We start from the raw sequence: 13,852 nt of genomic DNA on the forward strand, positions 1-13,852 counted from the left end.
AGGGGTCACCTCGAGAATGCTCGAGCAGGGGCCGACGCTCAGAGACCCAGACCTGTTGCGGCGTTGTCGACCCAGGGCTGCTGGATCCGCACATAGGTGCCGATGGTGGCCAGCGACCGGTGGCGGGTCTGGTGGGCGATGGCGCGGTCGCTGGCGCCACGCAGGTGGGCGTAGGTAACAAAGCCGGCCCGCAGGCTGTGCGCGCTGAACCGCGTGGGGTCCGTGCCGCCGCGGGCGATCGCCTGCTGGACCAGGTTGTTCACCGTTTCCGGATGCAGGCCGCGGTGCAGGACGGTGTTGCCTTTGCTCACGGGGCGGAAGACCAGCCCCTCGGTGATACCAGACAGCTGCAGCCAGCGGCGCAGGGCGACAACCGGGCAACGGGCCGGGTTGCCGGCTCGGGGGAGGACGACCAGCTCGGCGGTTTGTCCGGTCTGGTTGGTCTTCGACCGGGGCAGGGTCAGCACCAGACCGTTGTCGTGCGCGGCCACGTCGGCGGCGGTGAGCGCGGCCAGCTCGCTGCGCCGAAGCGCGCCCACGAAGCCGACGAGCAGCAACGCGCGGTCCCGGACCCCGGCCAAATCGACTTCCTCGTCGCGGCCGGGGGTGCGCCAGGTGCGGATGATCGGGCAGGCGTCGACGACGTCGAAGAGCTCGGGCGCATGAGCGGAGCGGCCTGAGCCGAAGGTGCGCCGTGGGTGCGGCGGATGCCCTCCCACACGGCGACCACCCGGGCGTTGGTGGTCGGGTCGGGCAGGTCACGCAGCCGATGGGTGAAGCGGATCGCCGACAGGCGCCGGCTCATCGTGCCCACCTTCAGACCCCGGGCGGTCAGGGAGGTGAGGTAGCCGGTGATCATCGCTGGCGCGGCCGGCAGCGGCTCCACCACGGCGTTGGCGCACCAGGCGCTGAGCTCGGCCCAGTCGGCCCGGTAGCCGCGGACTGTGTTGGCCGCGCGGGCGGCGGCGACGTAGGCGGCCTCGGCGTCGCTCAGGCGTACGTCATTGAGCAGCTGCAGGGCCGGGTTCCGGTCGGCTGCAGGATCGGCCGGCAGGAGGGTCACCGGCTGCCGTTCTGCTCGTCGAGGAGCCGGTTGGTGAGGTCGATGGTGGCCAGGTACCACCAGAACAGCCAGTCCAGGAACGCCTCGCCGTAGTCGCCGCGCTGGCCGGGACGGCGGTGCCGCAGGTCGAACTCGTTGGCGATCTGGAACAGCGCGCCTTCATCTTTGCGCGGCAGCGTGTCCTTGAGCAGTGGTCGCCGGTGCTCGAGCACCCGGGCCAGGGCGACGACCGCGCTTCGCTTGTCCTCCCGGGTCGCGCCGCGGGCCCGGTACAGCGTCACGGCGTGCTGCACCTCGCTGCGGTCGGTGGCATCGGGCGTGGTCAGAGCCTGTTCCAGCAGCTCGTCGCGCGGGTCGCCGGTCACCTGCACCAGGTAGCCGGCGTCCGGGCCGGACCCGGCCAGCCGCAGGTTCACCTCCGACCGGGCGAGCAGCTCGTTGATTCGCCAGCGGTAGACCGCCTGGCCGGCGGAGCGGCTGAAGGTGTCGTAGTCGTGCTCGGCGTGGAACCCGTGCCAGTACCGACGGCGGGGTCGGGCTACCTGGTCGTGCAGCGCCTCGATCAGGTCGAGGAAGAGCTCATCGCCCCACTCGTCTTCGATGCTGCTCAGTCCGTCAGCGGCGTAGCTCAGCGGCCACAGGCGCTCGTCGTGCTGGTCGACGGCATCACCGAGCAGCTGCTGCCCTCGAGCGTCGGGGTTGTCCCAGCGGTCCGGGCAGCGGCTGCCGAAGGCGTCCTCGAAGTACCCGGTGCCGTCCATGTCCCGCAGGGCGCGGACCACCACGACCTTGAGGTCAGCCATCGACCATCGGCGCGGCGCGGACGGGTTGCGCCGCTCGGAGTAGAGCCTCTTGCGCTCCCACCGGGGAAAATCCTCGGCTGCGCGCACGATGGCGTCGAACAGCTGCGCCTGTGGGGAGACGTAGGGCGCCGGCCGGTCCCCGGTCCCTATGGCGGTCACCGCCCCGGCGACCGCCGCCATCTGCGTGGCGCGCTCCCATTGGGCGTACTCCCGGTAGAGCTGCAGGGCGCGGCCGCCGTGGAACGCCTCGTCCAGCAGCCAGCCGACGGTCTCTTCGTCCTGGGCCCCGGACTGCAGGAGTGCCTCGGCCTCTCGGCGGAACAGCTCCGGCGGCCACATCAGCCGCAGTTCGTTCCACTCCACCGGCACGCAGGCAGCCTAGCGGTCAGCGCATGGGATTCCTTTTGTTATCCCATGTGCTGCCGAATCGCCCGGCGCGAGATCTTGAGCCACATCTGGACGCCACTCAGATTGGGGAGGCACGCCGAGGTCGAAGACACGCGGTGACTATCGGCGCAAGGCTCTGGGGAGTCTTGCGTGTACGCCCTGTGACTGCCAAGGTCGTCGAATCAACGGCCACCTCTGGGCGGCGCCAACGTGCCGTCCTTCCCTGAGGCCGACTCCGGTGAAGGGATTTCCATGAAACTGAACGTGCTCCGCGCGGCCAAGAAGGCACTACTCATCAGCACTCTGGTCGCCGGCCTGGTTGTGACAGGAGGAAACAGCGCGCTCGCCGGCCCGAGCGAAGGTGCCGCCTCGACCGCGACTGTCGACGTGACAACAGGCTCCCTCAACGGCGCAAACCACAGCGAGGTCCTTCTGGATTCGGATACGGGTGCTGTCGTCTCCGTCACTGCAATTCCGAACAAGAAGTCACGTGCGACCGGGACGATCGAGGCCTACGCCATCAGCAACCCTTGCGGTTCCAACGACGTCTGCTGGCAACCTAGTCGGATTCCCTACGCCCAGATCGGTTTCACGAGCCCAGGAACCTACTACGGTAGCTGGACTTATCGGGGCACGCTGTCCACTAGGTATCACACGGTGCAGGGCATCTGCTGGACCAGTGGAACCTCCACACAGCAGGTGTGCAACAACAACAGGTTCTACAACACGTCCATCGCCTTCACTGGGACGATCACCGGTAAAAAGGTCGTCGTCATCAGCTAGCAGGACCTCGACCTGCGCATGGGGACGTCGGCACGAATCGTCAGCGCCCCATGCGTTCGGCCGACATTCGAGCGTACTGGCGGACTCGTCGACATTACCCCTGCCACGAGTCACGACCATCAGGAGGCACGCCGTTGAGAACTACAACGTGCACGTCGAGCTCGACGCGCGCCTGCCGATCAGCGACGACGACATCGGTGCCGTCGTCGACCCGCTCATGGACCTGATCGAGCCGTTCGGCGGCTCGGTGGGCCGCACAGCCGACGGGCGGGTGAAGCTGATCTTCCCCGTGCCCGCCGAGAACGTCCGCAGGCCACCTCGGCCGGCCTGGCCCTGGTCACCGCCGAGGGCCACACCGCCTTCGCCGTCGATGCCATGCCGCAGGAGGAGTTCCTCCGGCGGTCCAGGCTGCAGCCAGTCCCCGAGCTCGTGTCGGTGCCGCAGGCCGCGGAGCTGCTCGGCATCAAGCGGCAGTCCGCCCTCGAGCTCGTCCAGCGCGGCAGCCTGACAGGCCGGAAGGTCGGCGACACCTGGGGTATCCCTCGCGCCGCCGTCGAGGACCGCGCCGGCGTCGACGGCCTACGTTGGGAAGGCGTCCTGATCCCAATGAACGTCGTCTCCGACCTCGGCCAGCTGGTCGAGCCTGACGCGATCGACTTCGACCTCCCTGTGCCCGTCCTCGACGAGCGCGGGCAGGTGATAGGTATCGCCCGCAGCATCAAGATGGACAGCGACGCCTGGACCGCCGACGGCATCGTGACCGGCCTGCCGCCCGGCGAGTACTCCATGGTTGTGCAAGTCGACCGACCGCGCTGGTCTCTGCAGGGTGAGGTCGACCATCTCAAGCGCGGTGACCTCACCGTCATCACCGTGCTGACCGGTGACGGCCGCGGGCCGGCGACGCTTCCCCAGGCGCGGATCCGGGTGTCCGAGGCAACCGGGCACATGAATCTAAGCCGGGTGCACCCACCGGCGCACATGGTTGTGAGCTACCCGTGAGCTAGCTGTCGAGTCCTCTCGGAAACGCCCGCGCGTTCCCCTCTGGCACTCCCTCCAAGTGCTACTGGAGCCTTCAAGATCACGGGCCGTCACACGTCTTGCACTGCCCCTGCAGCCCTCCATGGGACAGGCGGCTGGCGCAGTGCCCGACGCCTACTTGGGTGGTCGCGTGGCGTGGAAATGTCGTCACCGGCTGATAAACCGCCCGCCATGGCTTACGACTTCTGGTTGACTGCCCGTAGCGGCTCGGCGGGAGACCGGCACGTGGTGACACCCGACAGCGCCCCCGGGGCGTTCACGACGTCGCTGTGCGGGCGCCTCGTCACCACCGAGCGAGGCAGCGTGCAGGTGGAGGACCTAACAACCGGCACGGTCGACCCCGTCTGTCCAACGTGCGTCGCCGAAGTTGTAAAGCCTGCTTGAGTTCGCGCCCTACCGTCTGGCCGTGTCGACGCCAGCTTGAGCGAGGACCTCGCTGAGAATCTCTCAGACCGTAGGGCGACGCGACCTGGCCCCGCCGTGAGCGCGTCTGGGTGTCCCTGATGCCGCCCTCCGTCTTCTAGCGGCGAACTCCGGGTCACCCGTATGAGGCGCGCTGCCTGGTTGACCATGGTCAACCAGCCGTACAATCGTGGCATGGCGCCCAGGCACCGGTTCGTCACCGCGAAGGACCGGCACCCACAGAAGGTGCATCGTGTCCAGCGCGGTCGCGCCGCCGAGAGCACGCCGCCGGAGGCCGCTGACGCTGCCGAGGCCGTCGTCGCGGATCGGGTTGCGACAACGGACGAGGTTCGCACGGCCGGTGAGCGCGCTTCTGCGCGCTGGGCCAGCTTGCTCCACCGCCTCGGCGGGTGACCGTCTATCTCGACGTCGACCGAAAATCGAGCTGCACGATCTAGCAGCCGGGGCTGTCCCGGTCATCGACCGCGCGACGCTGGAGAGCGCGGTTGCCCGCTGCCAGGCGGGCTTCGGCGACGAGGACTCTTTCCCTCGCCGAGTTGACAAGGCTGCAGCCCTGCTGCACGGCATTGCCAGTACGCAGTGCTTTCAGGACGGCAACCTGTGAACCGCCTGGCTGGCCACGGTTGTGTTCCTCGAGCTTAACGGCCACGATCTCCTCGACATCACGGACATCGAGGCCGAAGCGTTCGTCATGCCCGTCGCCGTGAGCGCCTGGACCGATCGCACGGTCGAGAAGGCCGCCGAGTGGCTCCAGGTGCAGGTCGAGCGAAGCTCACGTCGCCACCCCAAGCTGGACTGAGTCCTCCTAGCGCGTGCTGAGACGATGAGTGGCGACGGCACCTTCACCGTGCTGGGCGCTGGCCCCGCTGCTGTCATCGTCTCGGACCTGCCGCGCCCGGTGACGCTGTGCTGCCTGCAGAGTCTTCGGGACGCCGACGGATGAGGGCCGCCCGCATTAGCTGTCGGCGGGACTGGTGCCTTATAGGCCGGCCCACTGTCCCTGAGCGGCCCACTCAGGGACGGTTCGGTCCATCAGGCGAATTGGCGTAAGCCTGCTGACAAAGCGGGCTAGCGGTGATCTTGGTATGCGGAGCGTGCTCAGATTGTCACCCGTTACACGGAAGGCGTCGTCAGGCGTTAGGGCGGCACGCGAACAACCCGCGCCTCCCCGCACCGGCTCCACTGCAGCGCCAAACTGCCGGGATGGCGGAAGACCCGAAGGGTGCAGCCTCCCAGGCTGCGAGTTCGGCAACGGAGACGCTTTCGCAGCTCCTGGCGCGCATCTTGAATCAACTGGCATTGAGCGCATGGCTACCCTCAGCAGCCTTGACGCTGCTGTTTGCGTTCATGTTTCAACTTGGGTCTGTTTTGGACGGCGCCGAGCGTTCACTAAGCCCTGGTAGCGCGATCTCGCAGACGTTCCAGACATTAGGCAAGATGAGCATCGGCGCGTTGATTCTTCTAGTGGTAGTGATCATCGTCCTCACCATGTTGACACAAGCCTTCTCTTTCGAGGCGATCCGCATCCTAGAAGGCTATTGGGGCACTAGCCGCCTTGCTGAGGCCGTCGCCGGTTGGAGGTGTGAGCGCTTTCGTAGGAGACGAAGGCGGCTGGACGGAATGCTCCTGGAGCTGAACAAGCGGGCGTGGTTGCCGGCTGAAGCCCGAATCACAGAGATTCAGTAAGACTTGCTCAATCGCGGGAAGCCGGCACCTCTGACCCCAAATACCATCGCAGCACTCAAGGCCAAGGCGCTAGCGCTCAGACGGGGCGCTTCGCTGAACGACGACGGGAAGTCGCGCGTCGAACACACCGACTGGAAAGACTACGCGTCGCCCGAGTTGCTTCGGCGCCGTGTCAGCGTACAGAAGCGGCTCAGGGACTATCCCAAGATAGCCCATGTCATGCCTACTCGACTAGGCAATGTACTACGTCATCACGAAGACTTGACTGGCAGGGAGGAGGTGGAAAGCCTTGTTGATGACTTTTCGACAAACTGCCATTTACCCTACGGCTCAGCCATGATGAGCAACGCAGCAGGCTGGATCTCTACTGCTCAATGGTCTTCATTCTACTTTTTACCGGGATGGTGGCAGTTGCCCGATTTTGGGCCGATCACTGGGAGTACGCAGTAGCCGCCGTCGTTCTGTGCACGGTAGGAGCACTCTTCCTGTACCGAGCCGCGGTCGCGAGCGCCCGGGCGTACGGCGCCACCCTGCTAACTATTTCCAGGTACAACAGCTCAACGGCAGCGTAAGCGCAGGGGGCTCCGAGCGCGTAAAGCTCAGGCCTTATTTCGCGTCATCTTATCGAAGGGGTGATCGGGGCACGGCTCCGGCTGATCAATTGACTCAACCTGGTACTCGCAGTCACGGTCGGGGCAGTACCACGTGACCTCCCTTTGCACGGGGCTCGGCACGCGCCTGTCAACCACACCTCAAGGATGATCCGGTCCGAGCGCCTTGTCGATACCTGTCCTCAGGCGGTGCTGGTGACTCGGTGAGAAGGTCGGCGCGCCGCCGGGCCCGGGGCCGGAACGTGAAGCCCCGCTGGACTGTCGGCGAGCCGCGCATCCTCGGTTCACTGAGTGACGGTCTGTTCCGGCTTCGTCCGCCCTCCGGACGGAGTCGCTTGCCCGTTGAGCACGACAGCAGCCACGAGCCCTTCTCGCGAGCCTCGCGGGGCGCCGCCGGGTCGCGGCTGTGCACGCCGTTTCGACGCTTATACCCAGGACCGCGATCGGCGCGTCCCACGCAGCCGAAGTCCTATTCCGAGGTGGTGCTCCGCCGCTCCAGCCACCGCGGCCGGCGTGGTCAACAGCTAGAGCCTTCTTGACGTCACCCCCGCCGGGCTGCGGATGGCTGCGAACGCCTCGGTTCCCGGGCAACTCGACGGGCTCCACGCAATCCGCGCGCTCCTAGTCGACTTTAGCGACGCGCTCCTTGGTCCTCCCGGGCATAGACCTGTCGGGCTCCTGGCTGTGATGGCTCGGCGACCCTGCGCGGAGAAGTGATCGGCAACCCTTGTCCCGGTGTCACCCCGCACGACTTGCCGATCGCCGGGCGACCGCACCCCTGTCACCCCGCGTCGCCGTCTACTCGTCAGGATGGATTGCATAGTCCTTGATGCATGAGGTGTGTCAGGTCGTGGTCTTCTCCGGTTCGACCGTCGAGATGGCCGGGCGAAGCGCTCAGGTGAGGACGCGCCTCCGTAGCCAGTCGGGTGCTCGCTGCGAAGTCCGCTGACGGGGTGACGTCGCGCCGTTCGCTGCGGCGCCCCCTGCCGGACGCGTGCACTGGACATCCCAGGGCGCTGGCGGCATCGATGACTAACCCAGCGAGGGTCGTAGGCCCGTTCGCAATAGCGCGACTCGTGCGTGCGGTGTGCCCGCGCCCGCAATCGGAACGAGCAGTCCCTGGAAGCCTCCAGCCGTGCGGACCTCGTCGAGCGCGACGCCGTCCGTGCCCGCGCTAAGACCGGCGGACCGACTCGATTCGCTATGCCCGCGGGACGCTGCCCCAAGCCGTCGCCGGCCTGCAGAGGCTGCGGCAACCGTCGGGGCAGTCGACAGACGTCACCCTCGGCGACGGGCCCGGGCTGCCAGAGAACCGGAGGCAGCGAGACTTCCGCCGGTGATGTCACCAAACTTCCGAAAATGGCGCCTTCTCCGGGTGGGCACCCGGCGCCAGATGCCGGCGCACGGGGGCTACTGACGAGGAGGCCGAGATGGGCGGCGCGCAGCGACTGCGGGGGCCGACGTCCGGCGGTCCGCTGCTTCCTACCCGTCAGGAGGCTGCCCCAGTGCTCCGCTCTCGGCGCACCACGATCTACAAGCTGACGGAGGTCATAGGGACGCGGGCGCTCCGTTGGGGTGGAACCTGCCGTGGGAGACCGCCTGCTCGACGGTGTCGCCATCCAAGAATTGACTGTGGGGCGCCATTGGGTCGTCGTCTCAAGGCCACCGTTCTAGGTCGTGCGCCTGCAAGAGACCCCAGATGGAGCACCCGAAACCTCCCGGCCATGAAGCGCCCAGTTCACCCGCAGCCCGAACACTCCCCTCACCGGCCCCCGGTGCAGCCGTTCGGTGACTCCGGTGCACCGTCGGTGAAAGGGCTCCCGCGAGGTCGCCCGGGCGCCGTCCATGCCTAGGACGAGCCCGCAAGGCCTGCCTCACGAGCAGCACGATCAGCTGCTGACCGTCGCGCAGGCCGGGGAATACCTGGGAACCGGAGAACGATTCATCCGCCGGCTGATCGCACAACGGAGGATTACCTACGTCAAGCTCGGCAAGTACGTCAGGCTCCAGCGATCAACCCTCGACGACTTCATCGAGGCTGGACGTGTCGCCAGCGAGGGCTAGCCCGACTCGCGGGGCGCGGGAGGCCCGGGCAGCGGGGGATGCCGGCCCGGCCAACAGGTTCGCTAGGCCACTAGGGCGCCGACCGTCCCGTCGGCCAGACGACCGACCCCTGCGCGCAGCGAGCTCGCCGGCGCCGGCTATGGCCAATCCCCATGGTCTCCGGATAGCGACACGGCTCCCGGAGGAAGTCAAGTCCCCTGTGGAACCGGTGGACGGTTGTCCGCCGATCGACGCAGCCGCCACAGCCCGAGTCGGCACCACCGCAATCTCGTGTCCGCGGAAAAAAAGGAGGTCGTCATGGGTCGAAGGGCTTGGGGCACGGTCCGCCGGCTCCCCTCAGGCCGCTACCAGGCTCGGTACCCGGACGTCTCGGGCAAGCAGGTCTCGGCACCCCACACGTTCGCGACCAAGGCTGACGGCAATCGATGGCTCGCCAAGGTGCAGACCGAGTTGGACTCGGGCCGCTGGATCGACCCGAAGGCGGGCAAGGAGACGCTCCAGGTCTATGCCGAGCGGTGGGTCGAGACCCGCCTCGTCCGCGGCCGACCGCTGGCCCCCCGCACAGCCGAGCTCTACCGGGCACAGCTCAGGAACCACATCGTCCCCGCGTTGGGTTCGACGCCACTGCGCCAGCTGGACGCGTCCACCGTCCGGGCCTGGTACGGGAAGCTCAGCGGTCTTGATGGACCTGGCCAGGTCACGGCAGCGAAGTGCTACCGACTGCTGCGCGCCATCTGCACCACGGCGGTCGACGACAACCTCATCGCTCGAAACCCCTGCTCCATCCGTGGTGCGGGACAGGAACGATCGAGCGAACGACCGATGTTCACTGTTACTCAGGTCCAGGCGCTCGTCGATGCCGTCGAGGATCGCTGGCGAGCGCTGATCCTCCTGGCCGCCTGGACAGGCCTCCGCATAGGTGAGCTGTCGGCGCTTCGCCGAGTACACCTGGACTTAACGGCAGGCACCGTGAGCGTCCGGAGCTCCGTCGTCGACGTAATCGGGCAGGAACGCTCCTACGGACCGCCGAAGTCGGCCGCCGGCCGCCGAACGGTGGCCATCCCGCCGCACATCATCGACAACCTGGAGCACCACCTCGCGACCTACGCGCAGCCCGGCGCACAAGGGCTGGTCTTCATAGGGCCCAAGGGTGGGCCGATCCGGCGCAACAACTTCTCCGCACGGGTGTGGGGTCCAGCAGCAGCGGCCGCCGGACTCCCGGCCGGCGCCCATCTGCATGACCTCCGCGGCTGGAGCGCCACCGTCGCCGCCCGGCACGGCGCTACCACCAGGGAGTTAATGCACAGACTAGGGCACGCCTCCCCCGCCGCGGCCCTGCGCTACCAGCGTGCCGAGCAAGAGCGAGATGCCGCGCTCGCCGCCGCGATGAGCGCAACCCAGTCGTCATCGGCAGATGCGGACGCAACTTGACACGGCGGTCCGCGAGTAGCTCGACCCTGGTCGACCCAGGACCAGCACGTCAGACGGCTCCACGCGCGACGGCCGGTCCCGAGGCACCCCCCGGCCTCACGCTCACCGGCCCGGTCGCGAAGAGCTCCTCCCTCCGAGCTCTTGAAGTCCCAACTGCATGGCCGGGCGCTCAAGCGCGACCAACACGCTGCCGAGCCGGTGTTCTTCCTCGCCTACCCGGACGAGGGCTTCATCGCCGTCAGATGCTCAGCGTCAACGGCGGCCTGCACATGAACTGACCCACAGGACATCCTGCGGAGGGTGCGCCTCGTCTGCGCGACACTTCCACGCGGTCGCAGACCACCCCAGCACGCTGCTCGGCCAGGGGCCGGGCAAGCGAGCGCTCGAGCCGGCGGCTGCGGGACACGCCTAGCAATTCGAAAATCATCACCATGCGCTGCCTGACAGCCAGACTGCGCCCGGTGGTCGCGGACCCATGCTCGTGACGACCCCATCGAACCATCAGACTGCCAAGTCGACGGTGGGTACGACCCGGTTCCCAGCTAGTAGCGACGGCCAACGGAGGCGCGCGCGTGTACGAAGTGCTTTCCGCCCTGCTGTGCCACGGTTACACCGAACATGCTGTGGACTTTGATCTCCGGGGCGCTGGCATCCACGCCGTGCACGTGCACCTTCCGACGACGGGTCGGATGACCGTGATCGTGACCATCGCGCGTACTGACCGCGAGCCTTTCACCCCGCTCGAGTCGGCCAGAATCGATGTCGCACTTCGCTATCCCGACGGTCAAGCCCGGCCCACAGGATCTCACGCTTTCATCGAAGGCGAGAACGACGAGTCCGTGCGTCCGGTCGCGCTCACCTTGCCAATCAACCTTGAGATGACCGTTACCTCTACCGGGCTGCATGCGGTCGAGGTGTCGGTCAACCCCTCTCGAACCCCAACGTTGCTCAGCCTTCCGCTGGCGGTTCGCCCCTGGTCAACGCAACGGTCTTAGCGAATAGGTGCATTCAGTTAGCAGTGACCCTGTCGCTCCTTGACGGCGTCGTGCGACTAAGCCTTGCCACGCACGTGCTCGCCGCTCCGCCGACCGCACGGCATCTTAAGGAGACGACGCGGACCTCAGCACGGACTTCGCCGCCCCTGAACGTGCAGCTGCCTGTACTCGACTTGCATGCGTAGCACCTGGTCGTTTGCGGTGCATGGCAGCTGCGGTATGCCTCGGCGCCGTGAGCCGCAGCGCGGAGCTAACGCGGGTCGTCGGCTACCGCTACCCAATGTCCGTCGACCTGGCGCTCCAACGACAGATCGACGTGTCGGCTGAGATGCGCGCGGGATGCTCGCAGGTCCCGGGCATGTTTCACGGCGTCGGCGTCAGTAGTTGCGCCGAAAAACGCCACCGGACCCCCGTCCAGCGCGCGGCGCAGTCGGTAAAGGCCCATCTGAATCGAATGTACGCCTCCAGTGCCACCGATTCATTCGACGGCCTTGACGTGCACTATCGGAGTTCAGCGCCGGAAGGTGGTCAGAGCACCTGGACCAGGCGGCCACCGTCCGCGCGCAGCGCGGCGCCGTTGGTGGCCGAGGAGAGCGGGCTGGCGAGGTAGGTGACCAGGCTCGCCAGCTCGGCAGGCTCGAGGAAGCGCTGCACGAGCGAGCTGGTGTTGCTCGCGGCGATGGCGGCCTTCATGTCCTCCTCGGACAGCCCCTGCACGTCAGCGACGTGGCGGACGGCGGACGCGACGCCGTCGCTGTAGGTAGGGCCGCCCAGGACCGTGTTGACCGTGACCCCGGTCCCCCGCGTGAGCTTGGCGAGACCGTTGCTCAGCGCGAGCACCGCAGCCTTGCTCACCCCGTAGTGGATCATGTCCGCCGGGACGTCGACCCCGGATTCGCTGCTCACCATGACGATGCGCCCCCACCCCCGCTCGAGCATGCCCGGCATCAGCTGTCGCGACAGCCGCACGGCGCTCATCAGGTTGACGTCGAGGACGCGCCGCCAGTCCGCGTCCGTTAGGGCCGCGAAGGGCCTGACCTCGAAGACCCCGACGTTGTTCACCAGGACGTCGACGTCACCGACCGCCTCGAGCAGGCGGCCGAGCTCGTCGTCGTCCGCGACGTTACCGGCGATCCCCGACACCTCGGTTCCGTGCTCCTCCTCGCGCAGACGTCGGACGGCGGCCTGGACGCCGTCGGGCGTGCGGCCGTGGAGGACCACGGCCGCGCCCTCGGCCGCGAGCGCCCGCGCAACGGCGTAGCCGATGCCTTGCGTCGAGCCGCTGATGAACGCCCGCTTGCCGGTCAACCGCAGATCCATGTCCGTCCACCCTCACCCGTGATGACTTGCTTGAGCAAGCGAACGTACACGTGACTTGCCTGAGCAACTGACCTAGCCTGCGTGCATGTCCTGCACCCGCCGTCCGCGACCATGACCGAGCACCCCGACCCGTCCCGGTTCGACGGCGACGAGCTCCTCACCTGGTCCGGTCTGGCAACGGTGCTGGAGTGGCTGCCGCCCCTGCTGGACGCCCAGCTGCAGCGCGACGCCGGGCTCACCCACTTCGAGTACGGCCTGCTCTACGCGCTCTCCGCCGCGCCCGACCGGACCCTGCGCCTGAGCGTCCTGGCGGGCTACGCCAACAGCTCGCTCACCAAGCTCTCCCGCGGCATCACCCGGCTGGAGGGGCGGCAGTGGGTCCGCCGCACGATCGACCCCACCGACGGGCGCTACACACTGGCGACCCTGACCGACCTCGGGCAAACCACGGTCGAGCAGGCGACGCCGGGGCACGTCGCGGCCGTCCGGCAGCTGGTCCTCGCGCCCTTGACCGCGGCCCAGCGCCGGCAGCTCCGCGACATCACCCAGCGCATTGTGGGCGCCGCCGGATCCGTGCAGCCCTGGCGATCGCCCGCCGAGCAGCCCCCGGCCGACACGACCGAGCACCGCTGAGTCCGGCGGCGGCTGCGCCCGCAAGGACGTCGGCAGCACGCAGGATCGACCTGGCAGGGGTCGGCTGCGCCGCGGGGGTCACAGCAGCTGCTTCTCGAACCAGTGATGCGCGAACGGTTCGTCGTTGAACGCCGGAACCTCCACGAACGCGGCGCTGCGGTACAGGCCGATCGCCTCCACCAGCGTCCTGTTCGTCTCCAGCCGCAGGGTGCGGACGCCCGCGTCCCGGGCCTGGTGCTCGAGCTCGTCGAGCAGCCGTCGACCCACACCCAGCCCCCGAACCGACGTCGACACCCACATCCGCTTCACCTCCGCCGGTGCGTCGCCGTGGAACCTGAGCGCCACGCACCCCACCGGCTCAGCACCCGCCCGTGCGACCAGGAGCAGTCCGGCGGGGAGCCGCAGGTCCTCGTCCGTGGCAGGCAGGCTGGCGGCCGGGTCGAACCGGTCGTCCCGGCTCGCGAGCTCGGCGAAGTAGGCCGCGATGCACCACCGCGCATACGGGTGCGCCGGATCCTCGGGGGCGACGTCCACTGCCCGACGACCAGCCTGCCGTCCGGACTGCCCCACGAGCCGGACCCTACGTCGTCGATGCGACCGTTGGTGGGCCACCTC

13 protein-coding genes and 1 pseudogene are annotated in these 13,852 nt (G+C 67.8%); 9 read left to right on the plus strand and 5 right to left on the minus strand.

Going from position 1 to position 13,852, the window contains the following annotated elements; translation table 11 throughout:
- Window positions 1–38: 38 nt before the first annotated feature.
- The 3 genes and pseudogenes from LBW97_RS03225 to LBW97_RS03235 all read right to left on the minus strand — a co-directional run bounded on the left by LBW97_RS03225 (window position 39) and on the right by LBW97_RS03235 (window position 2,235).
- Window positions 39–719, minus strand: coding sequence for a site-specific integrase (locus LBW97_RS03225; RefSeq protein ID WP_224497956.1), 681 nt, complete (start codon window positions 717–719; stop codon window positions 39–41).
- Between the two features lie 71 nt (window positions 720–790).
- A pseudogene (locus tag LBW97_RS20575) lies at window positions 791–1,123 on the minus strand (hypothetical protein); the annotation flags it as partial.
- Window positions 1,060–2,235, minus strand: coding sequence for a hypothetical protein (locus tag LBW97_RS03235; RefSeq protein WP_224497957.1), 1,176 nt, complete (start codon window positions 2,233–2,235; stop codon window positions 1,060–1,062). The gene LBW97_RS03235 and the pseudogene LBW97_RS20575, both read right to left, overlap by 64 nt.
- A 270-nt stretch (window positions 2,236–2,505) precedes the next feature.
- Here LBW97_RS03235 and LBW97_RS03240 point away from each other — a divergent pair, with 270 nt between their 5' ends.
- From LBW97_RS03240 to LBW97_RS03275, 8 genes are all read left to right on the plus strand, one after another.
- Window positions 2,506–3,036, plus strand: coding sequence for a hypothetical protein (locus LBW97_RS03240; RefSeq protein WP_224497958.1), 531 nt, complete (start codon window positions 2,506–2,508; stop codon window positions 3,034–3,036).
- Window positions 3,037–3,411: 375 nt separating this feature from the next.
- Window positions 3,412–4,035, plus strand: coding sequence for a helix-turn-helix domain-containing protein (locus LBW97_RS03245; RefSeq protein WP_224497959.1), 624 nt, complete (start codon window positions 3,412–3,414; stop codon window positions 4,033–4,035).
- 802 nt (window positions 4,036–4,837) lie between these two features.
- Window positions 4,838–5,101 carry a hypothetical protein gene (locus LBW97_RS03250; protein WP_224497960.1) on the plus strand — a complete coding sequence of 88 codons (264 nt, stop codon included), beginning with the start codon at window positions 4,838–4,840 and terminating at the stop codon, window positions 5,099–5,101.
- A 21-nt stretch (window positions 5,102–5,122) separates the two neighbouring features.
- A complete protein-coding gene (locus LBW97_RS03255) occupies window positions 5,123–5,296 on the plus strand; it encodes a hypothetical protein (RefSeq protein ID WP_224497961.1) in 174 nt (57 codons plus the stop codon).
- Window positions 5,297–5,700: 404 nt separating this feature from the next.
- Complete coding sequence (locus LBW97_RS03260) at window positions 5,701–6,183, plus strand: hypothetical protein (protein WP_224497962.1); 483 nt, start codon at window positions 5,701–5,703, stop codon at window positions 6,181–6,183.
- A 2,456-nt stretch (window positions 6,184–8,639) separates the two neighbouring features.
- The gene (locus tag LBW97_RS03265; protein WP_224497963.1) at window positions 8,640–8,858 is read left to right on the plus strand and encodes an excisionase family DNA-binding protein; all 219 of its coding nucleotides are present in this window, start codon (window positions 8,640–8,642) and stop codon (window positions 8,856–8,858) included.
- 270 nt (window positions 8,859–9,128) lie between these two features.
- Window positions 9,129–10,289, plus strand: a complete 1,161-nt coding sequence (gene xerC, locus LBW97_RS03270) for a tyrosine-type recombinase/integrase (RefSeq protein ID WP_224497964.1) — start codon at window positions 9,129–9,131, stop codon at window positions 10,287–10,289.
- A gap of 572 nt (window positions 10,290–10,861) precedes the next feature.
- Window positions 10,862–11,284, plus strand: a complete 423-nt coding sequence (locus tag LBW97_RS03275) for a hypothetical protein (RefSeq protein ID WP_224497965.1) — start codon at window positions 10,862–10,864, stop codon at window positions 11,282–11,284.
- Between the two features lie 528 nt (window positions 11,285–11,812).
- Here LBW97_RS03275 and LBW97_RS03280 read toward each other — a convergent pair.
- On the minus strand, window positions 11,813–12,604 hold the full coding sequence (locus LBW97_RS03280; protein ID WP_224497966.1) for an SDR family NAD(P)-dependent oxidoreductase: 792 nt from the start codon (window positions 12,602–12,604) through the stop codon (window positions 11,813–11,815).
- Window positions 12,605–12,715: 111 nt separating this feature from the next.
- On the opposite strand from LBW97_RS03280, the gene LBW97_RS03285 reads away from it, so the two are divergent.
- Window positions 12,716–13,237: a MarR family winged helix-turn-helix transcriptional regulator gene (locus LBW97_RS03285; protein WP_224497967.1), complete on the plus strand. Its 522-nt coding sequence runs from the start codon at window positions 12,716–12,718 to the stop codon at window positions 13,235–13,237.
- Window positions 13,238–13,315: 78 nt separating this feature from the next.
- Here LBW97_RS03285 and LBW97_RS03290 read toward each other — a convergent pair whose 3' ends face one another.
- Entirely contained in the window at window positions 13,316–13,771 is a 456-nt protein-coding gene (locus tag LBW97_RS03290; RefSeq protein WP_224497968.1) for a GNAT family N-acetyltransferase, read from the minus strand.
- Between the last annotated feature and the right edge of the window lie 81 nt (window positions 13,772–13,852).

Origin of the sequence: Blastococcus sp. LR1 (assembly GCF_020166105.1) — a bacterium.
GTDB lineage: Bacteria > Actinomycetota > Actinomycetes > Mycobacteriales > Geodermatophilaceae > Blastococcus.